Below are 23485 nucleotides of genomic sequence, written 5' to 3' on the forward strand. Positions count from 1 at the left end.
TTTGTACTTAAGAATTAACTACCTGTATATCCTTTCATAATTCCACGTTGGGAATTTTTAATGAACAAAATAATTTGATCTCTTTCTTTTGTTGCTTCCATTTCGGCTTCAATTTTTTCTGTAGCCTGAGAATTATTGTAGTTTTTTTGATATAATATTCTATATATATCCTGAATTTCTCTAATTTTTTCAGTAGTAAATCCTCTTCTTCTTAAACCAATTGAATTAATTCCAACATAAGACAAAGGCTCTTTACCTGCTTTTGTATATGGTGGCACATCTTTTCTAACCAAAGAACCTCCTGAAACTAAAGAATGTTCTCCAATATGAATAAATTGATGTACGGCTACCAATCCACTTAAAATTGCATAATCACCTACCGTAACATGACCTGCAATAACAGATCCATTTGCCAAAATACAATTATTACCAATAACACAATCGTGTGCTATATGAGATGAAGCCATAATTAAACAATTATCACCAATTTGAGTTTTACCTAGTGCTTTTGTTCCTCTATTTACAGTAACACACTCTCTAATAGTCGTATTATCTCCAATAATTGCCAACGAATCTTCACCGTCGAATTTTAAATCTTGAGGAATTGCTGAAATTACAGCTCCTGGAAAAATTCTACAGTTTTTACCAATTCGAGCTCCTTCCATGATTGTAACATTTGAACCAATCCAAGTTCCTGAACCGATAGTTACATTGTTATGAATTGTTGTAAATGGTTCTACTACTACATTGGTAGCGATTTTAGAACCTGGGTGAATGTATGCTAAAGGTTGATTCATTATTCTTTTGGTTTTCTGGCAATTTGTGCCATTAATTCTGCTTCTACAACTAATTTACCATTTGCATATCCATAAGCTTGCATATGACAAATTCCGCGTCTAATTGGTGTAATAATTTCTGCTTTAAAAATTAAAGTATCACCTGGAAGCACTTTTTGTTTGAACTTTACATTGTCCATTTTCATAAAATAGGTCAGGTAATTTTCTGGATCTGGAACGGTACTTAATACCAAAACGCCTCCACATTGAGCCATTGCTTCTACCTGTAAAACACCAGGCATTACAGGAGCTCCAGGAAAATGTCCTATAAAAAATGACTCGTTCATAGTCACGTTTTTCATCCCAACAACATGTTTATCAGACAACTCTAAAATTCTATCAATTAATAAAAATGGTGGTCTATGAGGAAGAATATTCATAATTTGATGAATATCCATTAATGGTGGTTGGTTTAAATCAAATTTAGGAACGTAGTTTCGTTTTTCTTGTTTGATTATTTTTTGTAATTTTTTTGCAAAAATGGTATTTACCAAATGTCCTGGTTTATTTGCAATAACTTTACCTTTAATTCTAGTTCCAACCAAAGATAAATCACCAATAACATCTAGCAATTTATGGCGAGCAGCTTCGTTTGTCCAACGCAAAGTTAAATTGTCTAAAATTCCGTTTGGTTTTACTGTTAAATCTGCTTTATTGAAAGCTTTTTTAAGTTTCTCCATAGTTTCAGCAGATATTTCTTTATCTACATAAACTATAGCATTGTTTAGGTCGCCTCCTTTAATTAGATTGTTATCTAATAACATTTCCAATTCATGTAAAAAACTAAAAGTACGTGCATCACAAATTTCAGCTTTAAAATCGGATAAAGAGTTTAATGTTGCATTTTGAGTACCTAAAACTTTGGTTCCAAAATCGACCATTGCAGTTACTTGGTATTCATCAGATGGCATTAAAATAATCTCACTACCTGTTTCTTCATCTTTGTATGAAATAACTTCTTTTACAACATACTCTTCTTTTTCAGCATCTTGTTCACAAATACCTGCTTTTTCAAGTGCTTCAACAAAATGTTTTGACGAGCCATCCATTATTGGAGGTTCTGGAGCATTTATTTCAATAATAATATTGTCAATATCTAAAGCAACAACGGCGGCCAAAACATGTTCAGATGTATTAATAACAACCCCTCTTTTTTCAAGATTAGTTCCTCGTTGTGTATTTACAACATACTCTGCACTTGCTTCAATAATAGGCTCACCCTCTAAATCAATTCTTTTAAACACATAACCATTATTTACAGGGGCAGGTTTAAAAGTCATTTCAACTTTATTACCTGTATGTAAACCAACGCCCGATAGCGTTACTTCATTTTTAATTGTTTTTTGTTTGTTACTCATAGTTAGTTTTTATAGCTTTTAATTCTTTCTCTAAATCATTAATTTTGTTTGCTAATTTTGGTAAATTTTTAAAATAAACATAAGATTTGTTCCAATCTGTATAACCAAAGGCCGGAGATCCTTGAATTACTTCGTTATCTTTGATATTTCTTCCAATACCAGATTGTGCCTGTATTCGAACATTATTACCTATTATTAAATGGCCGGCAATCCCTACTTGCCCACCAAACATACAATTTTCACCTACCTTAGAAGAACCTGCAATTCCTGTTTGCGCAGCAATTACCGTGTTTTTTCCAATTTCAACATTGTGACCAATTTGAATTTGGTTGTCTAATTTTACACCTTGTCTAATAATTGTTGAACCTAATGTTGCTCTATCAATAGTAGTTGCTGCTCCAATATCAACATTGTCTTCAATAACAACATTTCCAATTTGAGGAATTTTACTATAAACACCTTCTTCATTTGGTGCAAAACCAAAACCATCAGCGCCTATAACACAACCAGCATTAATTATACAATTTTTACCAATTACGGTCTCAGACATAATTTTTGCACCTGCAAAAATTATGGTATTATCTCCAATAGTTACATTATCTTCTATGTATACATTTGGATAAATTTTTACATTATCTCCTATTTTTACATTGTTGCTAATGTATGCAAAAGAACCTACATAAATATTTTCACCAACTACAGCACTTTGAGCAATGTAAGAAGGCGTTTCAATACCAAATTTATTTAGTTTTGCTTGGTTGTAAAACTCTAATAATTTTGAAAAAGCTTTATAAGCGTCAGGTACTTTTATAAGTGTAGTTTGTATTTCAGATTCTGGCACAAAATCTTTATTTACAATAGCTATGGAAGCTTTTGTAGTATAAATATATTGTGTATATTTTGGGTTGGATAAAAAAGTTAACGAACCTTCTTCTCCTTCTTCAATTTTAGATAGTTTATGTACTTCTACATTTTCGTCGCCAAAAACAACACCTTCTAAAATTTCTGCTATTTGGATTGCTTTAAATTTCATTGTCCACAAAAGTAAAAAAAAAGTTGAATTCTACCTATTCTTTGGATAACACATGTAATATTTATAAACAGGACTTGCCAATGCCTGAATGTTTAATTGGTCTGAAGCTTCACTAATATCTTTAATATCGCCATTTTTAAATAAAATTTTGATATTATCCTTGGTTGTATCATACGCTTGATTTTTAACTTTACCCGTAAAAAAAACATAATCTAACTGGGTTTCAGACAGTTTAATTTTTGATGTTATTTTTTCACAAGCTGCTGTTATTTCTGTTTCAGAAAAAGGATCTCTTTGAAGAATTACCTTAGGAAAGCGTCTGTTAATTAATGATTCTGACAATTTAGAAAGCAATTCATCTTCATTTGAAATCCAGTCTTTTATTGCCGAAAGTACATCGTAATCATCTAATTTTGCAAAAGTTTTTAATTTTTCAACAGAAAACTGTGCTGTAGCTGTTTGGTTTTTTAAAAAATATTTAAATGCTTTACTTGCTGGTAAATCAACACCTTGTAACACCAACTCTTTGGCTCTTTTTAAAACCCGTTCTAATACTTTTTCGGCTACCAAACCTGTTTTATGTAAATATACTTGCCAGTACATCAATCGGCGGGCAACTATAAATTTTTCGACAGAATAAATTCCTTTTTCTTCAACAACCAATTCATCATTTACAACATTTAGCATTACTAGTAATCTTTCAGAATTTATATTACCTTCAGCAACTCCTGTGTAAAAACTATCACGTTTTAAATAATCGAGCCTATCCATATCTAACTGACTGGATATCAGTTGATAAAAAAACTTGCGATGGTATTCTGCTTTAAAAATGGTAATTGCCAAGCTTAATTGACCATTAAATTCTTCATTTAAAGCTTCCATAAATTTTAATGAAATATCTTCGTGATGAACACCCTTAACAATACTTTGCTCTAAAGCATGTGAAAATGGTCCGTGACCAATATCATGCAGTAAAATAGCAATATACAAGGCATTTGCTTCTTCATTTGAAATCTCTATACCTTTAAATTTTAAAACATCTACCGCTTTTTGCATTAAATGCATACTGCCAATAGCATGATGAAACCTAGTATGATGCGCTCCTGGATATACCAAATAAGACAAACCCATTTGAGAAATTCTTCTTAAACGCTGAAAATAAGGATGTTCTATTAAATCGTAAATTAATGCGTTTGGAATAGTAATAAATCCGTAAATTGGGTCGTTTAGTATTTTAAGTTTATTCAAAATAATTAATTTTTACAAAAGTACAACAAAGATAAGAAGTATGAGTGATATAAACATTTTATGGGTTGATGATGAGATAGATTTATTAAAACCTCACATTCTTTTTTTAGAAAAAAAAGGATATAAGGTTACCAAATGTACCAACGGCGCCGATGCAATTGATATGTGCAACGAGCATAATTATGATATTGTTTTTTTAGATGAAAATATGCCAGGACTTACTGGTTTGGAAACATTGACCGAAATTAAAAGCAAGCAATCTAACCTTCCTATTGTAATGATTACAAAAAGTGAGGAAGAGTATATTATGGAAGAAGCTATTGGAAATAAAATTGCCGATTATTTGATAAAACCTGTAAATCCGAATCAGATATTATTAAGTTTAAAAAAGAATTTAGACCATTCGCGATTGATTTCAGAAAAAACAACCTTAAACTATCAACAAGAATTTAGAAAAATAGCAATGGATTTGGCTATGGTAAATTCTTATGAAGAATGGGCTGCTATTTATAAAAAATTGATTTACTGGGAACTAGAACTTGAAAATATTAGCGATACAGGTATGGTTGAAATCTTGGAAAGTCAAAAACAGGAAGCCAACTCTTTGTTTTTTAAATTCATCAAAAAAAATTATGAAGATTGGATTAACGATGATGAAGATGCGCCTGTTATGTCTCATAATTTATTTAAAAAATTAATCATTCCAGAAGTTTTAAAAGCCAACGGAACACTATTGGTTGTTCTTGATAATTTGCGCTATGACCAATACAATATAATTGAAAAAACCATTGCCAAATATTATAAAAAGCAAGAAGAAACTGCTTATTGTAGTATTTTACCAACTGCTACTCAGTATGCTCGAAATGCTATTTTTTCTGGCTTAATGCCTTTGGAAATGGCACAAAAAAAACCAGATTTATGGAAAGATGATGTAGATGAAGATGGTAAAAATTTGTTTGAAGAAGAATTTTTACAGGCTCAATTAAAACAACATTTACGACAAGATATTAAGTTTAGTTACCATAAAATCACCTCGTTAAAAAACGGAAAACAGTTAGCTGATAATTTTAACACCTTAAAAGAAAACGACTTAACCGTTATTGTTTATAATTTTGTTGATATGCTTTCTCATTCTAAAACCGAAATGGAAGTAATTAAAGAATTGGCAAGTGACGATAAAGCTTACCGCTCTTTAACAAACAGTTGGTTTATGAACTCTCCACTGTTAGAAATGATTCAAAAAGCACAAAATCTTGGTTTAAAATTAATTATTACTACAGACCACGGAACAATTAATGTAAAAAATCCAACAAAAGTTATTGGCGATAAAAACATTAGTGCCAATTTAAGGTATAAAACAGGACGCAGTTTAACTTATGAAGAAAAAGATGTTTATGCTGTAAAAAATCCGAAAGACATAAAACTACCTGCTATTCACATGAGTAGTTCCTTTATTTTTGCTAAAGAAGATTTGTTTTTTGCCTACCCAAATAATTTTAATCATTTTGTAAAATATTATAAAAACACATATCAACATGGAGGAATTTCATTAGAAGAAATGATTATTCCATTTGCTGTTTTTGAACCCAAATAGTATTTTGTCTAAAGTTGGAAAGTCAAAAATCAGCATACTGAATTCTGAAGGTTTTAAAGTAAACAAATCTTCTCTTATGAGGTTTTTAGATCTGTTTTAATTCGCAATTAAAAATTTGTAATTCATTATTTATTCTCGGTAATTCATTATTTTTGAATTTTAAATTTCGACCTATACAAATATGAAAAAAAATTACACTTTAGATCAATTAAGTGAGGTTGCCAAAGAAGTAATTTCACATGCTGAAAATAAAGTAATGCTTTTTTATGGCGAAATGGGTGTTGGAAAAACAACGCTTATTAAAGAAATAGCAAAACAATTGGGTGTTTTAGACAATGTTAGCTCCCCTACTTTTTCATTGGTAAATGAATATTATTCAGAAGAAAATGAAAAAGTGTACCATTTCGATTTTTATCGTATCAATAAAGAAGAGGAAGCTATGGATATGGGAGTTGAAGAATATTTTTACAGCAATTGTTGGTGTTTGGTTGAGTGGCCAAATAAAGTTGAAAATTTACTACCTTTAAAGGCTGTAACAATTAACATTACAGCAAACAACAATCAATTACGAACTATTGAACTAATAAACAATGGGTAAACAAATGTCTTCACCGTTTAGTATTCAAGAATTAATTCCGCAAGAGGAAAGATTAGAAATTACCAAAGAAAAAGGTGCACTGGTAATTGGTATTCCTAAAGAAACACATTATCAGGAAAGACGTGTTTGTTTAACACCTGATGCCGTAGCTGCACTCACTGCGCAAGGCAATGAATTTGTTATAGAAACTGGTGCTGGTGAAGGGGCAAATTTTTCAGATAGCGAATATTCAGAAGCTGGGGCAAAAATTTCATATGATGTAAAAGAAGTTTTTGGTTGTCACATTATTTTAAAAGTTGAACCACCTTCGTTAGATGAAATCAAAATGATCAATCCACAAAGTATTTTGTTTTCAGCTTTACAATTAAAAACACAAACAAAAAAATACTTTGAAGCTTTGGCTAGTAAACGAATTACCGCCATTGCTTTTGACTATATAAGAGACGAACATGGCATTTACTCTGTTGTAAAAGCTTTGAGTGAAATTGCCGGAATTGCATCTATTTTAATTGGTGCAGAAATTATGAGTTCTGTAAACAAAGGTAATGGCTTGCTTATGGGAAACATTAGTGGGGTTCCTCCTACTGATGTTGTAATTTTAGGCGCTGGTACAGTTGGCGAATTTGCTGCTCGCTCTGCCATTGGTTTAGGTGCAAATGTAAAAGTTTTCGACAATTCGTTAACCAAATTAAGAAGCTTACAACAACGTTTAGGTCATCCAATTTATACCTCTACCATTCAACCAAAAACATTACAAAAAGCCTTAATGCGTTGCGATATTGCCATTGGTGCTATACGCGGACAATCCAGATCTCCTGTTATTGTTACTGAAAGTATGGTTGAAAACATGAAAGACGGCGCCGTAATTGTAGATGTTAGTATAGACAGAGGTGGTTGTTTTGAAACTTCAGAAGTAACAACTCATAAAAACCCTACAATTCAAAAACATGGGGTTATACATTATTGTGTACCAAATATTCCTTCGAGATATTCCAGAACAGCCTCAGTTTCAATAAGTAACATTTTTACGCCTTATCTATTAAATATTGCTGAAGAAGGTGGTTTTGAAAATGCTGCGCGTTTTGACAAAAGTTTACAAAAAGGAATGTACTTTTACCACGGAATTTTAACAAACAGAACTGTCGCCGATTGGTTCAACCTTCCTTTTAGAGATATTAATTTATTGTTTTTATAACATATGACTTTTAAACAACGTTTACCTTATTTTTTAGGCGGATTAACAATAGGAATTATTATTGTTACCTTTATTTTTAATAAAAAAAATACCACTTTTGAATATGGTCCAAATGCCAGGGTTTTAAAAAACTTAAGAACAAAAGAGCGAATTATCTCTAAAGAAGCTATTTCTACTTTGTCTTTTTACAATTTAGATACTGCTGCAATATCTAAAATACTTACATACGGCGATGTTGATTTGTTAAATAAAGTAAAATTAGATACTTGTTTGTATCAATACACCATTCAAGGAAAACAAGAATTAGAAAACGTTTCAATCACTATAAAAAATTGTGATTCAACCATTTATATTGAAAAAATTATACTTAAATAGTATTTTTAGAATAGTAGTCTTCTTTAATTTTTTGAATACTTTTAATCGATTTTTCTAACCATTCCAAATACAATTGGTTTTTATCTTGTTCTGGCAGTTGCCATTTTACAGCAGATTTTTTAAGTCTTTCTGTTACATTTTGAAGTACTATTGCTGCTGCTACTGAAATATTTAAACTTTCGGTAAAACCAACCATTGGTATTTTTAAAAATCCATCGGCATTGTCCATTACATCTTTTGAAAGTCCTTCTTTTTCTACACCAAAAAAGAAAGCTGCCTTTTGATTGATATCAAAATCTTGTAACAAACACGATTCGTTGTGAGGTGTTGTTGCAATAATTTTATAACCTTTACTTTTTAAATCTGCAATACAATCTAAGGTATTGTTAGTTTGACGTTTATTATATAAAGAAAAATTTAACCATTTTTGAGCACCTTTAGCTACTTGATTTGAAGCATAAAACTGATAATTACTTTCTATCACATGCAAATCCTGAACACCAAAAATATCACAACTTCTAACAACCGCACTCGAATTATGGGGTTGAAAAATATCTTCAATTGCAACTGTAAAATGTCGGGTACGCTCATTTATTACCTGCTGAAATAAATTTCTTCTGTTTTCAGTTACAAATTGTTCTAGATATTGTATAAATTTGGCATCTACCATAAAAGGTTGGTTTTTTTCAAAGATAAATGATACAATTGGATTATGAAAAACATAGTAGTACTTACTGGCGCTGGAATTAGTGCCGAAAGCGGTTTAAAAACTTTTAGAGATGCCGACGGACTTTGGGAAGGTCACGATGTCATGGAAGTTGCTTCTATTGAAGGATGGCGACGCGACAAAAGTATAATACTAGATTTTTACAACCAACGCAGAGCACAATTATTAGAAGTAGAACCAAATAAAGGACATCAAGATTTATCTGCATTAGAAGCTAGATTTAATGTACATATCATCACTCAAAATGTTGATGATTTACACGAACGAGCTGGAAGCACTCAAGTTATTCATTTACATGGCGAATTATTTAAAGTGAGAAGCTCTTATGATTCAGAGTTAGTTTATGAATGGAAAAAAGATTTAAATATAGGTGATGTTGGCGAAGATAATGCACAATTAAGACCTCATATTGTTTGGTTTGGTGAAGAGGTACCATTACTTAATAAAGCCATTAAAATTGTAAAAGATGCAGATGCTTTACTAATAATTGGAACTTCAATGCAAGTTTACCCAGCAGCAAATTTGGTTTATTATCTCAAAAATAATGTTCCTATTTATTTTATAGATCCAAGACCATCTATTGCTGAAAATAGCTTTTCTAACTTAAAAATAATTGCCGAAAATGCTTCAACAGGTGTTGAAAAAGCAATTACTGAATTAATTGACTTATTGCAGTAAATAGTGCTCCTTTTGAAATCTCACTGCCTTTTTCAATCAATTCAAACAATTCAACATTGCGTTCTTTTGAATATTTTTTTACTGCTTTAAAATATTCAAAACTATCATCTAATGGATTTTGTTGAAACCATTTAAAATCTTCAGCATTTAAAAAACTTTTATTTAAATCTTTTAACTGAATATAAATTCTAATAATTTCTTTTGAATTACATTTAAATAAATTGATGTGATTATCTGAAAAATGCTCTAAAAAATCGGTTTTACTCAACACACCTTCCCATACCAAATCACTAAAAATATTTAGTTCTTCTTCAGCAACAAGTGGTTTTTCTTTTTTTATAATCTCCCACTCTTTTACATCAATTTGCTGAGTTGCTAAAAACGTGGCAAACTCTTTATGTAACTCTAAAAACTGTTCTTTTGTAAGTTGTCTGTATTTCATAAATTCTTTTCAAAATAAAAGCCCACAAAAAATGTGGGCTTTATAATATGTTTTAATACAAATAAATGTATTAATTATGCTTCTGCAATAATATCAATTGGCAATTCAAAAACAACCGCTCTGTGTAAACGAATAGTTGCATTGTATTTTCCAAGTCTTTTAATATTACCACCTTCAACTTTAATGTATTTTTTGTCAATTTCGTGACCAGCAGCAGCTAAAGCTTCAGCAACATCACTATTATTAACTGATCCAAATAATTTAGAAGAATCGGCAGTTTTTGCAGAAATTTTAATTTCTAATTCTTTAATTGCATCTGCAATTTTAGTAGCGTCTTTTATTAGTTTTTCTTCTTTATAAGCACGTTGCTTTAAAGTTTCTGCTAATACTTTTTTTGCTGATGTTGTTGCTAGTGCAGCAAATCCTTGAGGAATTAAATAATTGCGACCATAACCGTTTTTTACAGTTACAATATCGTCAATAAACCCTAAGTTTTCAACATCTTGTTTTAATATAATCTCCATAATACCTTCCTCTTTTTATTTTAACATATCGCCAACGTAAGGCATTAAAGCTAAGTGACGTGCTCTTTTAATAGCAACAGAAACTTTACGTTGAAATTTTAATGATGTACCTGTTAAACGACGTGGTAAAATTTTACCTTGCTCATTCACTAAGTATAATAAGAAATCTGCATCCTTATAGTCTACATATTTAATACCATTCTTTTTGAAACGACAGTATTTTTTTACTAATTTAGTATCAATATCTAACGGAGTTAGGTAACGAACATCACCTGTTTTTCCTCCTTTTGCTTGTTGTTCTATAGTAGACATATCTCTTATTTTTTAACAGCTTTTGATTTGTTTCTCTCTCTTCTTTTCTCAGCCCAAGCAACAGCATGTTTATCTAACGCAACCGTTAAATAACGCATAATACTATCATCTCTTCTAAATTCAAGTTCGAAAGGAGCAATTACTTCTCCAGCAACTTTGTATTCAAATAAGTGATAAAACCCACTTTTTTTGTGTTGAATTGTATAAGCTAATTTTTTTAGCCCCCAATCCTCTTTTGATATCATTTCGGCACCTTTAGAAACAAGATAGTCCTCGAACTTCTTTACTGTTTCCTTTATCTGTACATCAGATAAAACGGGATTCAAAATGAAAACAGTTTCGTAATGATTCATAATTTAAAATATTTATTTTTATAAGGCTGCAAATATACAGTTTTATAACTATCTGACAAACCTTTATTTAAAATATATTTATAAATTATTTTGATGCGTTTTAAAAAGAAATTAAATGTAATTTAAAATACTATTTTACTATTGGCAAGGTAAATATAAAAGAACTGCCCTTACCTAATTCACTTTCTACCCAAATTTTACCACCTTGGATTTCAACAAAATCTTTACAAAGAATAAGACCTAAACCTGTGCCCTTTTCATTATTAGTTCCTCTTACCGACAATTCACATCCTATTGAAAACAAATTATTTAACTTTAATTTTTCAATACCAATACCTGTATCTAAAACTGTAATTAACACCTCGTTTTCTAAAATTTTAGTTTCAATTTTCACCAAACCTAAAGGATGTGTAAATTTTATTGAATTTGTTATTAAGTTGCGTATAATTGTATTTAACATTTGTATATCTGCAACAACTGAAATAGGTTTTTCTACATTTATTTCTATCGAAATGTTTTTTGAATTCGCAAAAGGACGGCATAACTCTACTACAGTTTCAATAGTTTTATTTAAATTAATAGTATTAAAAACCGGTTCTATTTTTCCTTTTTGAAGGTTTGACCAAGTCAATAAATTTTCTAGAAGTTCAAAAGTACTTTGAGCAGATTTAAAAATATTCATGGAAAACTTTTCAATCATTTCTGGTGAATACTTTGATATATTTGATGAAAGCAGCTCACTAAATCCTAAAATTGAATTAAAAGGACTTTTTAAATCGTGTGCAATAATTGAAAAAAATTTATCCTTTGTTGCGTTTAACTCGTTTAACTTAGAATTTGCTATATTTAATTCATTGAGCGTTTGTTGCAATAAGTATTTTTCTTTAATTAATTTTCGTTGTAAATTATTAATTTCAACATTTAAAAGATGCATTGTAGAATTTTGCTCTAATAGCTGAAGCGCACTTATTTCACCTAAGATTAAAATTTTATTGTTTTTTCTAAAAATTTTAGCATCAATACTCGAATTAATTGAATTGATATTTCCAATTGTTAATACACCTTCAAAAATTAGCGAATCTTTGGTATTTATTTGCAGCAACTTTTTAAAAGTAGGATTTATCAAGCTTTCCGTACCCCTACCATCCAAAAGTGTTGTCATAGCATCATTAGAAAATAGCAACTCTTCAGCACTATCAAAAAGTGCAATACAAAAATTTTTAGATTTATTTAAAGTAACTTTAAATTCATCTTCAAAATCTAAAAATAAATGCAATACACCTTCTTTTAACATCTTCTTTAATTATTTGGAGATTCTAACATTTCATCAGATAACTTAACAAAAATAGGAATATTAACCTGCATCCATTCATAAAGTGGAAGCACTTCATTATATGATGCTACAGTTAATTCACATTCAATTAACTGAACCCAGGTATTTAATTGAGCAGCCCAATAATTGGTTGAAAAGCCACGACTTCTATACGCTCTAAAAACCCAAAGAATAGTTTCAACCAATACTTCTGAATTAAAATCTTTTAAAATAGAAGTTATAAACCGAATATGATTTGAGTGATTATCTTGCATCATTGCTAGATTTTCTTTTCCAACCAACGCTTCAATATCGGGTCTTGCTAGCATTAAAACATTCATTTCTGAAACTAATTTATTGGCTTTTGAAGCATATTCCATAGCTGCTGTTTCAGAAACTTGTTTTAATTGATTACAAGTTTGTAGAAGTTGTGATTTATTCATAAGCATTCATTTTTTTTATAAATAATTCAGTACTTAATATATCTGGCAAAAAAATTACGTTATGATATTTTAATAGTTTCTCTTTCCCACCGTGTATAAAAGCCTGCCCACCAACCAAAATTGTTGTTTTAGGAAAATTTAATCTGAATTTTTCAATTAACGCAATAAGCTCTGGTAAATGGGCATAAATACTTATTGAAATAGCAATAACATCAACAGAAATAGTTTTAGAAAATAAAATAACATCTTTTGCAGGTACATTGGAACCTAAAAAGAAAGAAGTCCATCCATTTATTTCAAATATATCGCTTATCATTTTTACCCCTATTTGATGAAATTCATTTTGAACACAGCAGAGTAAAACATTTTTATTTATTTTTTCTTCAGAAATAATTTGTAAATAATTTTCATTTAAGATCGACTCTATAATTGCAGCTGACAAATGTTCTGTAGCTACACTTATTTTATTATACTCCCAAAGTTCACCTATTTTATACAATGAAACTTTAAACAAATCTTCATAAATTAGCTTAATTGGAACATTGTTACACAGCAATGTATTTACAATTTCAGAGCATTGCTTTTTATTACCAATAAGCAATTGGTTGAAAAAATCCACTTGTATTTTATTGGTAATTTGTAGCATTAAAATTATAGAATTGATTTTTAAATATAAAAAATTAAATAATAAAAAAAGTAGATTTATATTTTATTATTTTAATAATTATCTACATCTATGGTTAATTTTATAGAACGGTAATCACTAATGGCCTGAAAAGCATTTACAATCCTAATAACCAAATCTTTAGTTCCTTTTAACGACTTGTTTTGTGGAATCTTTATTATAATATGTCTAATATAATAATTTCTTATTTTTGAAATACCTGGTGTAGTTGGTCCTAAAACATTGTCTTTAAACACGGAAGTTAATGATTTACCCAACCAATTTGCACCACCTTCAACCCTATTAAAATCTTTATGACGCAGTGTAAGTTTTATAATTCGATAATAAGGAGGGTAATGATATTGCCAACGTTCATTTAGCTGTTCTTTATACATTTCGTCAAAAGAATTTGTTGAAACTTGTTGCAATATTTGATGATACGGATTGAATGTTTGTATGGCAACTTTTCCTCTTTTTTTGTCGCGCCCTGCTCTACCAGCTACTTGTACCATTAACTGATAACTACGCTCATGCGCTCTAAAATCTGGAAAATTTAACATATTATCGGCATTTAAAATACCAACCAATGAAACATTCGCAAAATCTAGCCCTTTTGAAAGCATTTGAGTACCTACCAAAATATCTATTTCTTGCGCTTGAAACTCGCCAATAATTTTTTGATAACCATATTTACCTCGTGTCGTATCCAAATCCATTCGACCAATTTTATGGTTAGGAAACAACTCTTGTAATTCTATTTCAATTTGTTCTGTACCAAAACCTTTGGTATTTAATTTATTACTTCCACAAGCATTACAATTATGAGGCATTGCCTGTTTATAACCACAATAATGGCAACGCAACTCTTTTCTGTAACTGTGAAAAGTTAAACTTACATCACATTGCGGACATTGAGGTGAAATACCACACGTTTCACATTCAACCACAGGTGCAAAACCTCTGCGATTTTGAAACAAAATAACTTGTTCTTTTTCATCAAGAGCTTCATTAATCATAACCATTAACCTGTCGGAAAAATGACCTGTCATTCGTTTTTTACGGTGCTTCTCTTTAATATCAATCAGTTCAATTTCAGGCAATTGCACATTACCAAATCGTCTATTTAAAGTTACTATACCGTATTTACCTTGTTGCGCATTGTAATAACTTTCTATGCTTGGAGTTGCAGAACCCAATAAAACCTGAGTGTTATGCACATTTGCTAAAACTATAGCAGCATCTCTAGCGTGATATCTTGGCGCAGGATCAAATTGTTTAAATGAAGGCTCATGTTCTTCATCAACTATAATGAGTCCTAGATTTGAAAAAGGCAAAAACAATGAAGATCTGGCACCTAAAACAAGTCTCGCTTTTGAATTATTTTCAAGTACGTTGTTCCAAACTTCCACGCGTTCATTCATGGAGTATTTTGAATGAAAAACTGCTAAATATTCACCAAAATAAATCTGTAAACGTTCTATTAATTGTGTTGTTAAAGCTATTTCTGGCAATAAATACAATACCTGTTTTCCTTCATCAAGTATTTGTTTGATTAATTTTACATAAATCTCGGTTTTTCCACTACTTGTTACTCCTTTAAGTAAAACAGTTTGTTTTGTTTCAAAAGCTGTTTTTATACTTTTATATGCAATTTCTTGATCTTCACTTAACTCTTTAATATCTGAAGTTTTACCTTCAAAATTAATCCGGTCTTTTTGAATATAATAAAATTCGAATATTTCTTTATCTACCAAAGATTTTAATACCGCCGAAGATGCATTTGATGCATCCAACAATTGATCTACTTTTATTGGTTTTTTAGTAGTTTGCAATTGAAAAAAAGTTAAAACTACTTCTCGTTGTTTTTTTGCCCTATCAACCAACGCTAACAATTCAGGTAATTTTTCAGCACCACTCCAAACCTGGCTTAACTGAATATATTTAACTAATTTTGGTTTGTATTGTTCGTAAATTTGCTCTTTAATACTAATTACTTCTTTCTCTAATAATGTTTTAATAATTCCAAAAACACTTTTCTTGCCCAAAATTTGAACCACTTGATGTATGCTCAATCTTGGCTGATGTTGTAAAGCTTCAAAAATTAAAAACTCTTCATCATTCAATATTTCTTCTTCAGAAAATCCGGAATTAACTAAAATTTCTGTTTCACTTTCTAATAAAAAAGCTGAAGGCAATGCAGCCCTAAAAACATCACCTAAAGAACACATATAATAAGAAGCTATCCAATCCCAATGCTTCAATTGAAATTCATTAACCACAGGTATTTCATCTAAAATTTGATGAATATCTTTGGCTTCATAACCTACAGGAGCAGTTTGATGCACATTATAAACCAGCGCGGTATATATTTTTGACTTACCAAATTCTACAGCTACACGCATTCCTTTTTTAATAAAAGTAGCTTCAGCTTCGGTTATTTTATAACTAAATAACTTTTGTACAGGAATGGGTAATATGACATTTATGTAATTTATGACTATTGCGTTTTTAGTTATTATTGATTTGTTACAAAAATACTTATTTGAATATGGTATTACATAAAAAAAGTAAAATTTAGCTGAAATAAAAATTAGTTCTAATTGATTTTAAGTATCTTACTAAAAATCATTAATTTAGAACTGTTATTGCAATATAAATACTCCAATTATAGATTCAATAAAATTACTAACTAAAAAATTAAATTATGAAAGTAAATGCCTTTGCAGCTCAAAAAGCTGGTGAAAAATTGACACCTTTTCAATATGAATTGACCAATTTAGGAAGTGAGCAAGTAGATATCAAGGTTCATTATTGTGGTATTTGCCACTCAGATCTTAGCATGTTAAATAATGAATGGGGAATGACACAATACCCTTTTGTACCAGGTCATGAAATTGTTGGCGAAGTGGTTGCCGTTGGAAGTGATGTGAAAAACTTAAAAAAAGGAGATTTGGTAGGACTTGGATGGTTTTCAGGATCGTGTATGCACTGCAACCAATGTATGGATGGTAGTCACCATCTTTGCGATTCTTCAGAACAAACAATTGTTGGAAGGCATGGTGGCTTTGCAGATTATGTTCGCGGACATTGGTCTTGGGCTATTCCACTTCCAAAAAGTATAGACCTACAAAAAGCAGGACCATTACTTTGCGGTGGTATTACGGTTTTTAACCCAATTATTTTGGCAAATGTAAAACCAACAGACACTGTTGGTGTAATTGGTATAGGTGGTTTAGGACATATGGCACTTAAATTTTTAAAACATTGGGGATGCGAAGTTATTGCATTTAGCTCTAATCCGTCTAAAAAAGAAGAAATTTTAGCGATGGGAGCTTCAAAAGTTATTGATTCTACTAATCCTGCTGAATTAACAAGTATTGCAGGAAAATTAAACTTTATATTAAACACAACCAATGTTACTTTAGATTGGAATGCCTATTTAGGTGTTTTAGCTCCAAAAGGAAGATTTCACAATGTAGGAGCAGTTTTAGAGCCTATGGCCATACCTGCATTTACCTTAATTGGTGGAGAAAAATCGGTTGCTGGAAGTCCTTTAGGTAGCCCTGCGCTTACACGTACAATGCTCGATTTTTGTGTAAGACACAATATTTATCCTACTATTGAAGAATATCCTTTAGAAAAAGTAAATGAAGCATTGGCTCATTTAGAAAGTGGAAAAGCACGATACAGAATTGTACTAAAAGCTTAAAATCAATGACATAAAAAAAGCCTATCAATATTGATAGGCTTATACATTCAAAAGTTATGTATTTACTTAGATCACTTTTACGTTAACTGCGTTCATTCCTTTTTTTCCTTCTTTCAATTCAAATTCAACTTCATCACCTTCACGGATTTCATCGATTAATCCTGAAATGTGTACGAAATGTTCGCTGTTTGAACCATCTTCTTTGATAAAACCAAATCCTTTAGTTTCGTTGAAGAATTTTACTGTTCCTTTACTCATGTTAAAAATTTATTATATTATATAAGTTGCAAACTTAAAACATATTAATGTAAATACATAATTTATAGTCACTTATTTAAATATTTTCTACATTTTAATATAACAAGGCGCTATTACTTTTATATATTTTAATATTTTTAAAGTTCAAATTATTGAATTAACCAATCATTTTAACATTAACTTTGTTAAAAACACAAAATTAAGATCCTAAAAGCGCTTTATTGATTTATTTAAATAATAATTTTTTTAAAATTCATTATAAAACCATCTAAAATATCAAAAAATAAAAATTCAACAATCAATAGCCTAGACCTTTAAATACTTTGTTACTTTTGCGAAAAATAAAAATCACTTAATAAGGGTAGTTATAAAATGGAATTAATTACAAAACAACGCATTGCATTAAGTACCTATTTCTTTTTATCGGGCTTGTGTTTTGCTACTTGGGCTTCTCGTATACCAACTATTAAAGATTTTTTTAATTTTAACGAAGCTGAATTAGGTTCTGTTTTATTGGCAATGCCAATAAGTTCCCTTATTGGATTGCCATTTTCAGGTTGGTTAGTCTCAAAATTTGACAGCAGATTTCCATTAATTGTATCTATTTTCTTTTTTACAATTGCTTTAACCTGCATAGGATTTGCAACTACTCCTTTTTTATTAGTTGCTTCATTGTGTTTATTTTCATTTAATTCACGCATTTTAAACATTGCAATGAATACACAATCTATTACCCTTCAAAAAAAATATTCAAAAAAAATAGTGGGATCTTTTCACGGACTTTGGAGTACTGGCGGATTGTTAGGTGTGGGCTTTTCGACCATTATGGTAAAAGAAAACATTACTTTACACATACATTTATTGATAATAGCTTTATTTACCATCATAATTTCATTGATAGCTTTTAGATTTACTTTAAAAAATGATAAATCTACTTTTGGTAATAAATTAATTTTTGGAAAGCCAGATCCGTTTATTTTATATTTAGGGATGTTGGTGTTTTTTGCTGCAGTTTGCGAAGGAGGAATGTTTGATTGGAGTGGTGTTTATTTTAAGGATGTAATTAAAGAAGATGTATTTACCTATGGTTATTTGTTGTTTATTGCTTCAATGGCAATTTCAAGATTTTATTCTGATAAATTAATGGATTTAATTGGCATGCAAAAAACGTATATTTTAAGTGCTGTAGTTATTGCTGCAGGTATATTAATTGCAATTACATTTCCTTATTTTTATCCTGCACTTTTCGGATTTTGTTTGGTTGGGTTTGGTACTGCAGCTATATTTCCTATGACATTTATGTTGGCAGGTACATCAAAAAAATATTCTCCAGGCATGGCAATTTCAATTATAACAACTTATGCCACTTTAGGTATGCTAATTGGACCTCCATTGGTTGGCTATGTTGCACATGCATTTGGATTAAAAAATGCCTTTTATATTTTTGTTATTTCAGGATTGCTTTTTATTCCTGTTTCTCAGCTTTTTTTCAGATATCAAAAGCAACAACAATAATTATTTTTAAGTAGTTACAAAATGTTTTTTAGGCTTTTAATTTTGACAAATCCATCAGATATTCAGGTTCATCTGACCATAAAGGAATTGTAAAAACAAACTCACTTCCCTGACCTTTTACACTACTCACCATAATCTTACCGCCATGTTTTTCAACAAAATCTTTGCACAAAATAAGCCCCAAACCTGAGCCCATTTCGTTGGCTGTTCCCACATTTGTACTTTTTTCGTCCATACTAAATAATTTATCAACTTCCTCCTCAGTCATACCCACTCCATTATCTTTCACACAAATCTCAACCATCTTATCTTTTACTGTTGAAAGAATTTTAATTTCACCTTTAGCGTTTGTAAACTTAATGGCATTAGAAATTAAATTTCTTAAAATAGTATTCAACATGTTAACATCAGCATTTACAGATAAATTATGATCTATATTGTTATAAATATCTATTTCTTTTTTAATTGCCTGAATTTCAAGAAAAGAAACAACATCCATTACATGTTTAACAAGTTCTATTTTTTGAGGTGTAAATGTTAAGTTACCCGATTGAGAGTTTGCCCAAATAAGTAAATTGTTTAATAAAATTGATGCTTTATTGGTTGAGTCTTTTATAATTTTTAAAAACTTAAGACGTTTTTCTTCATCATAAGATTTATTATTTTCAATCATTAACTCCGTAAATCCTTGAATTGAATTGAATGGATTTTTTAAATCATGTGCAATAATAGAAAAGAATTTATCTTTTGTTTTGTTCATGCTTTTTAAATCATCACGTTGAAGCTCAATTTCAGCATTCATTTTATTAATTTGATAATTTCTGAACTCCAACAAATTATATGCTTTTTTCTTAGCCGCTTGCTGATAAAATATTAAGACTAAAAAGAAACCAAACACAACAATACTAATTATTAAAAAATAGGATATTTTTTTTTCAGTTTCATATTTCAACTGTGCAATTTCATTTTTATTAGCTAATTCGTCTATGGTATAATGTGTTTTTTCAAGTTCATTTAAAGCATTAAATAGCTGCACACTCTTACTTTTGTCTGCACCCAATATACTATCTTTAATTTTGTTGTGTTTTTTAAAATAATCCAATGCTAAACTAGCGTCACCTTTTGCTTCGTAAGCATTTGCTAGTAACATTAAATTATCTAATTGTAAATCTAATTTTCCAGTTTTCTGGCTAATTGACAAACTTTTTTGAGCTGTTAAAATTACGTCATCATAATTACTCCACCTTCCATAGACATCAGCCATATTTAAATATACAATAGCTAATAAATCATCATCTTTTAATTCTTCAGCAATTTTTAATGCTTTAACAAAATATTCTTGGGCTATTTTATATTTTTTCTTTTGAATATAGCAATCACCTAAATTGTTATAATTAGTAGCAATACCCTCTAAATCATTTATTTCTTCTTGTAAAATAATAGATTGTTTAAAATAATCAATACCAAAATCTATTTCATTTCCATCGGCTAAGGTATTTCCAAGATTTGTATAACTAGATGCAATACCTTCTTTATCTTCTAATTTTTCATAAATTGTTAAAGCATCTTGAAAATATTTTTTTGCATCATCAAAATTTCCCTGATCATAGTACAAGTTTCCTATATCATTATAATTCATAGCAATACCATCATCATCATTTAATTCTTTATAACCTTTTAATGATTTCAAATAATACTCAATAGCCTTATCTTCAGCATATAAATTAATATAACAGTAACCAATGTAATTGTTAATTTTGGCAATATTTGATGCATCTTTTAATTCTTCATAAATTAAAACTGACTTTTGAAAATTACTAATTGCAAATTCATAATTATAGTTATTTTCAAAATTAATACCTAAATCATATAACTTTTTTGCCAATTGTGGTTTATAAAAATTTGTTTTGGCTAAATCAAGGGCATTATTAAAATAAGTATGCGAAGAATCATTTTTAGATAAGGTGTACTCGTTATAAATTTTTAGATTTAAATCAATTTTAACTGTATCAATTTTTTCAAATTGTAACTTACTTTTTAAATTTTGAATAATAACAGATTCCTGTCCATTCATATTTAAAAATAAAATAAAAAAAATAAAAAAAATAAAATTATTTTTCATTAAATGCTTTTTGGGGTCAAAAAATAACTAACCTAACAACTGATAATTAATCTAATACGATTAACAAATTTACCATTATTTTGTGAATTATTAAAATAAGCCTCTAATTTTTAAAAGACTTCTAAATTTTAAACAATTCACTTTTCAAAAAATGAACATTTTAGCCATTGTATAATGTAAACCTACATATTTAATATCAAATGAATTTCCTTTTATAGCCATTCCAAGTTTTTTATAAAAAGGAACTGCGTTTGTACGGGCATTACACCACAAACAATCAATTTTTAAATTTACTAAAATTTCAAAAGCTGTTTCCATCATTAATTTACCTGCTCCTAAACCTTGAAATGCTTCTAAAGTTGCCATACCTCTTAATTGAAATTGATTTCCTTTAAATAAATTGTTACTGGTTTTCATATAACTAGAAACAGCTATTAATTGTTCATTTTTAAAAGCACCTAAATGAAAAGTGTCATTGTCAAAATCACCATCAAACTGATATGGTAATGGAATATTTTTTCTTAACACCTCTAAACGTATTGGATAGGTTTCTTCAGCTGATATTTTTTTTATTTGTATCATTTTCAATAATATATAAAACTGCAGGTTGTTGATGGTAAATAATATTTTTTTTAAAATTGAAATTACATTTTGCTAAAACGTTTATAGATGCCTTATTTACAACATAAGCACGTCCTATAATTTTTGTTAAATTTAATTCTGAAAACCCATAATTTACACAAGCTAATGCTGCCTCTGTGGCATAACCATTTTGCCATTGATTTTTAAAAATTCTAAAACCTAAGTCAACTTCATTTGTTTTTAAATCTTTTTTTAGTCCACACCAACCAATAAAATCATTAGAATTTTTTAAACAAACTGCCCAGCGTCCAAAACCATTTATTTTATAATCGCTATAATTTTTAATAAAAAGAGTTGCTTCTTCAACAGAATTAAAAGGAATATCTCCTGTATATTTTAAAACTTCTGGATCTTTATTTAAATGATAAAAATAAAAACCATCATTTAACATAAATTCTCTTAAATACAACCGTTTTGTTTCTAAGATTATTTTCATATTATTGTTAGGTTTATGCTAAATTACTATTAAAATGGAAATTATTGAAATTAAATTAATTCCAACTAAAAATATCTTAACTATTATACCATTGTTAAAACAACTCAATAATTATACTTCTGAAAGTATTTTAAAAAAACGTGTTTTAGAAATGAGTAAGCAGCATTATAAATGCGTTGGAATGTATATAAATGAAGAATTAATTGGTATTGCTGGACTTTGGTTTTTAACCAGACATTATTGTGGTAGTACTATTGAGCCAGACCATGTTATTATAAATAGTGCTTTTAGAAATAAAGGATATGGTAAAAAGTTATTTAATTGGATACACAATTACGCTCAAAATATTGGTTATGAGGCAGCTGAGTTAAACACCTATATTGAGAACATTTCATCTCATCGTTTTTATGAAAATGAGGGTTATAAAAAGCTTGGATTTCACTATTTAAAAATTTTTTAATTTTTTTAAAAAAAGACTTGCAGAATTGTAAAAGGATTGTATATTTGCACCACCAATGCGAGAGTAGCTCAGTTGGTAGAGCTTCAGCCTTCCAAGCTGACTGTCGCCGGTTCGAGCCCGGTCTCTCGCTCAAAAAGAAGCCGTCTCAAAATTAAATTGGGGCGGTTTTTTTTATTTTTAATTTCTACCGATAATTTTAGGAGGTTTTAATTTTTGGCAAGAAGTTGCCATTTATTAGGCGCATTTCTTTCTTATATTATGCGCTAATGCGTGTAATCCGAACTCTAATTCAGCTTTTTCTATTCCTTTATGGGTAAATCGTTTAAAATTTCGATTGGATTTTATGTGTGCAAAAACAGGTTCTACATCGGCAGTACGCTGTTTGCGTTTTAGTTCACCTATTTCGCTAAGCAAATTCCTTCTTGCTTTTTCCTTGTATGCCTCTAGTTTGTGATTCCGCTCTACAATTCTATTTCCTTTTGCCTTAAAACAAGCGCCTCGCAATTGACAATCTTGACAGTTTTGTGCGCTATATATACTACTGGTTTGTGCATAACCTGATTTGGTTTTTCTCTTTCGCTCACCTATTTTTTTCATAGTTTGACCCATTGGACAGATATAGTGGTCTTGCTCTTGGTTGTAATATAGTTT

The 23485-nt window shown here is 29.7% G+C and carries 26 protein-coding genes and 1 tRNA gene; 9 read left to right on the forward strand and 18 right to left on the reverse strand.

Annotation, left to right across the window (positions count from 1 at the left end; genetic code table 11):
* Positions 1 to 14 precede the first annotated feature (14 nt).
* From lpxA to EC396_RS07135, 4 genes are read right to left on the reverse strand one after another with little or no spacing between them, the layout of a single operon-like run.
* Positions 15 to 797 (reverse strand): acyl-ACP--UDP-N-acetylglucosamine O-acyltransferase, encoded by a 783-nt coding sequence (gene lpxA, locus EC396_RS07120; protein ID WP_129366019.1) that lies wholly within the window; start codon positions 795 to 797, stop codon positions 15 to 17.
* Positions 797 to 2194 carry a bifunctional UDP-3-O-[3-hydroxymyristoyl] N-acetylglucosamine deacetylase/3-hydroxyacyl-ACP dehydratase gene (locus tag EC396_RS07125; RefSeq protein WP_129366020.1) on the reverse strand — a complete coding sequence of 466 codons (1398 nt, stop codon included), beginning with the start codon at positions 2192 to 2194 and terminating at the stop codon, positions 797 to 799. The genes lpxA and EC396_RS07125 overlap by 1 nt, the downstream gene beginning before the upstream one ends.
* Complete coding sequence (gene lpxD / locus EC396_RS07130; protein WP_129366021.1) at positions 2187 to 3227, reverse strand: UDP-3-O-(3-hydroxymyristoyl)glucosamine N-acyltransferase; 1041 nt, start codon at positions 3225 to 3227, stop codon at positions 2187 to 2189. Before lpxD ends, EC396_RS07125 begins: the two co-directional genes overlap by 8 nt.
* A gap of 30 nt (positions 3228 to 3257) precedes the next feature.
* Positions 3258 to 4475 (reverse strand): HD domain-containing protein, encoded by a 1218-nt coding sequence (locus EC396_RS07135; RefSeq protein WP_240665653.1) that lies wholly within the window; start codon positions 4473 to 4475, stop codon positions 3258 to 3260.
* A gap of 40 nt (positions 4476 to 4515) precedes the next feature.
* Between EC396_RS07135 and EC396_RS07140 the strand changes: the two genes are divergently transcribed.
* The 4 genes from EC396_RS07140 to EC396_RS07155 all read left to right on the forward strand — a co-directional run bounded on the left by EC396_RS07140 (position 4516) and on the right by EC396_RS07155 (position 8237).
* Positions 4516 to 6069, forward strand: coding sequence for a PglZ domain-containing protein (locus tag EC396_RS07140; protein ID WP_129366023.1), 1554 nt, complete (start codon positions 4516 to 4518; stop codon positions 6067 to 6069).
* A 181-nt stretch (positions 6070 to 6250) separates the two neighbouring features.
* A complete protein-coding gene (tsaE, locus tag EC396_RS07145) occupies positions 6251 to 6667 on the forward strand; it encodes a tRNA (adenosine(37)-N6)-threonylcarbamoyltransferase complex ATPase subunit type 1 TsaE (RefSeq protein WP_129366024.1) in 417 nt (138 codons plus the stop codon).
* Positions 6660 to 7862 carry an alanine dehydrogenase gene (locus EC396_RS07150; RefSeq protein ID WP_129366025.1) on the forward strand — a complete coding sequence of 401 codons (1203 nt, stop codon included), beginning with the start codon at positions 6660 to 6662 and terminating at the stop codon, positions 7860 to 7862. Before tsaE ends, EC396_RS07150 begins: the two co-directional genes overlap by 8 nt.
* Before the next feature lie 3 nt (positions 7863 to 7865).
* On the forward strand, positions 7866 to 8237 hold the full coding sequence (locus tag EC396_RS07155) for a DUF4258 domain-containing protein (RefSeq protein ID WP_129366026.1): 372 nt from the start codon (positions 7866 to 7868) through the stop codon (positions 8235 to 8237).
* Here the strand turns inward: EC396_RS07155 and EC396_RS07160 are convergent.
* Positions 8230 to 8907, reverse strand: a complete 678-nt coding sequence (locus EC396_RS07160) for an RNA methyltransferase (RefSeq protein ID WP_129366027.1) — start codon at positions 8905 to 8907, stop codon at positions 8230 to 8232. The two genes, EC396_RS07155 and EC396_RS07160, sit on opposite strands and share 8 nt — an antisense overlap.
* A 42-nt stretch (positions 8908 to 8949) precedes the next feature.
* Here EC396_RS07160 and EC396_RS07165 point away from each other — a divergent pair, with 42 nt between their 5' ends.
* On the forward strand, positions 8950 to 9642 hold the full coding sequence (locus EC396_RS07165) for an NAD-dependent deacylase (RefSeq protein ID WP_129366028.1): 693 nt from the start codon (positions 8950 to 8952) through the stop codon (positions 9640 to 9642).
* On the opposite strand, the gene EC396_RS07170 is transcribed toward EC396_RS07165, so the two are convergent.
* The 8 genes from EC396_RS07170 to priA form a co-directional block, all read right to left on the reverse strand.
* Entirely contained in the window at positions 9614 to 10084 is a 471-nt protein-coding gene (locus tag EC396_RS07170) for a DUF6495 family protein (RefSeq protein WP_129366029.1), read from the reverse strand. The two genes, EC396_RS07165 and EC396_RS07170, sit on opposite strands and share 29 nt — an antisense overlap.
* A gap of 74 nt (positions 10085 to 10158) precedes the next feature.
* Positions 10159 to 10608, reverse strand: a complete 450-nt coding sequence (gene rplI, locus EC396_RS07175) for a 50S ribosomal protein L9 (protein ID WP_129366030.1) — start codon at positions 10606 to 10608, stop codon at positions 10159 to 10161.
* Positions 10609 to 10623: 15 nt separating this feature from the next.
* A complete protein-coding gene (gene rpsR, locus EC396_RS07180; protein ID WP_129366031.1) occupies positions 10624 to 10920 on the reverse strand; it encodes a 30S ribosomal protein S18 in 297 nt (98 codons plus the stop codon).
* A 5-nt stretch (positions 10921 to 10925) separates the two neighbouring features.
* On the reverse strand, positions 10926 to 11273 hold the full coding sequence (rpsF, locus tag EC396_RS07185) for a 30S ribosomal protein S6 (protein ID WP_129366032.1): 348 nt from the start codon (positions 11271 to 11273) through the stop codon (positions 10926 to 10928).
* A gap of 130 nt (positions 11274 to 11403) precedes the next feature.
* Positions 11404 to 12567, reverse strand: coding sequence for a sensor histidine kinase KdpD (locus EC396_RS07190; RefSeq protein ID WP_129366033.1), 1164 nt, complete (start codon positions 12565 to 12567; stop codon positions 11404 to 11406).
* A gap of 5 nt (positions 12568 to 12572) precedes the next feature.
* Entirely contained in the window at positions 12573 to 13028 is a 456-nt protein-coding gene (locus tag EC396_RS07195) for a hypothetical protein (protein ID WP_129366034.1), read from the reverse strand.
* A complete protein-coding gene (locus EC396_RS07200) occupies positions 13021 to 13674 on the reverse strand; it encodes a B12-binding domain-containing protein (protein ID WP_129366035.1) in 654 nt (217 codons plus the stop codon). The genes EC396_RS07195 and EC396_RS07200 overlap by 8 nt, the downstream gene beginning before the upstream one ends.
* A 71-nt stretch (positions 13675 to 13745) precedes the next feature.
* Positions 13746 to 16187: a primosomal protein N' gene (gene priA / locus EC396_RS07205; RefSeq protein ID WP_164975221.1), complete on the reverse strand. Its 2442-nt coding sequence runs from the start codon at positions 16185 to 16187 to the stop codon at positions 13746 to 13748.
* Positions 16188 to 16396: 209 nt separating this feature from the next.
* Here priA and EC396_RS07210 point away from each other — a divergent pair, with 209 nt between their 5' ends.
* Positions 16397 to 17401, forward strand: coding sequence for an NAD(P)-dependent alcohol dehydrogenase (locus tag EC396_RS07210; protein WP_129366037.1), 1005 nt, complete (start codon positions 16397 to 16399; stop codon positions 17399 to 17401).
* A 66-nt stretch (positions 17402 to 17467) separates the two neighbouring features.
* Here EC396_RS07210 and EC396_RS07215 read toward each other — a convergent pair whose 3' ends face one another.
* A complete protein-coding gene (locus EC396_RS07215; protein WP_129366038.1) occupies positions 17468 to 17659 on the reverse strand; it encodes a cold-shock protein in 192 nt (63 codons plus the stop codon).
* Between the two features lie 372 nt (positions 17660 to 18031).
* Between EC396_RS07215 and EC396_RS07220 the strand changes: the two genes are divergently transcribed.
* The gene (locus EC396_RS07220) at positions 18032 to 19174 is read left to right on the forward strand and encodes an MFS transporter (protein WP_129366039.1); all 1143 of its coding nucleotides are present in this window, start codon (positions 18032 to 18034) and stop codon (positions 19172 to 19174) included.
* 28 nt (positions 19175 to 19202) lie between these two features.
* On the opposite strand, the gene EC396_RS07225 is transcribed toward EC396_RS07220, so the two are convergent.
* The 3 genes from EC396_RS07225 to EC396_RS07235 form a co-directional block, all read right to left on the reverse strand.
* Positions 19203 to 21296: a tetratricopeptide repeat protein gene (locus EC396_RS07225; protein WP_129366040.1), complete on the reverse strand. Its 2094-nt coding sequence runs from the start codon at positions 21294 to 21296 to the stop codon at positions 19203 to 19205.
* Positions 21297 to 21440: 144 nt separating this feature from the next.
* On the reverse strand, positions 21441 to 21878 hold the full coding sequence (locus EC396_RS07230) for a GNAT family N-acetyltransferase (RefSeq protein ID WP_240665654.1): 438 nt from the start codon (positions 21876 to 21878) through the stop codon (positions 21441 to 21443).
* Entirely contained in the window at positions 21850 to 22374 is a 525-nt protein-coding gene (locus EC396_RS07235) for a GNAT family N-acetyltransferase (RefSeq protein WP_129366041.1), read from the reverse strand. Before EC396_RS07235 ends, EC396_RS07230 begins: the two co-directional genes overlap by 29 nt.
* A gap of 34 nt (positions 22375 to 22408) precedes the next feature.
* Here EC396_RS07235 and EC396_RS07240 point away from each other — a divergent pair, with 34 nt between their 5' ends.
* Both EC396_RS07240 and EC396_RS07245 read left to right on the forward strand, forming a co-directional pair.
* The gene (locus EC396_RS07240; RefSeq protein ID WP_129366042.1) at positions 22409 to 22834 is read left to right on the forward strand and encodes a GNAT family N-acetyltransferase; all 426 of its coding nucleotides are present in this window, start codon (positions 22409 to 22411) and stop codon (positions 22832 to 22834) included.
* A gap of 57 nt (positions 22835 to 22891) precedes the next feature.
* Positions 22892 to 22964, forward strand: a tRNA-Gly gene (locus EC396_RS07245).
* Positions 22965 to 23068: 104 nt separating this feature from the next.
* Here the strand turns inward: EC396_RS07245 and EC396_RS07250 are convergent.
* A partial coding sequence (locus EC396_RS07250) for a transposase (protein ID WP_205757926.1) occupies positions 23069 to 23485 on the reverse strand: 417 nt, incomplete at its 5' end.

The organism is Lutibacter sp. HS1-25 (assembly GCF_004121075.1).
In the GTDB taxonomy this organism is placed as follows: Bacteria; Bacteroidota; Bacteroidia; order Flavobacteriales; family Flavobacteriaceae; genus Lutibacter.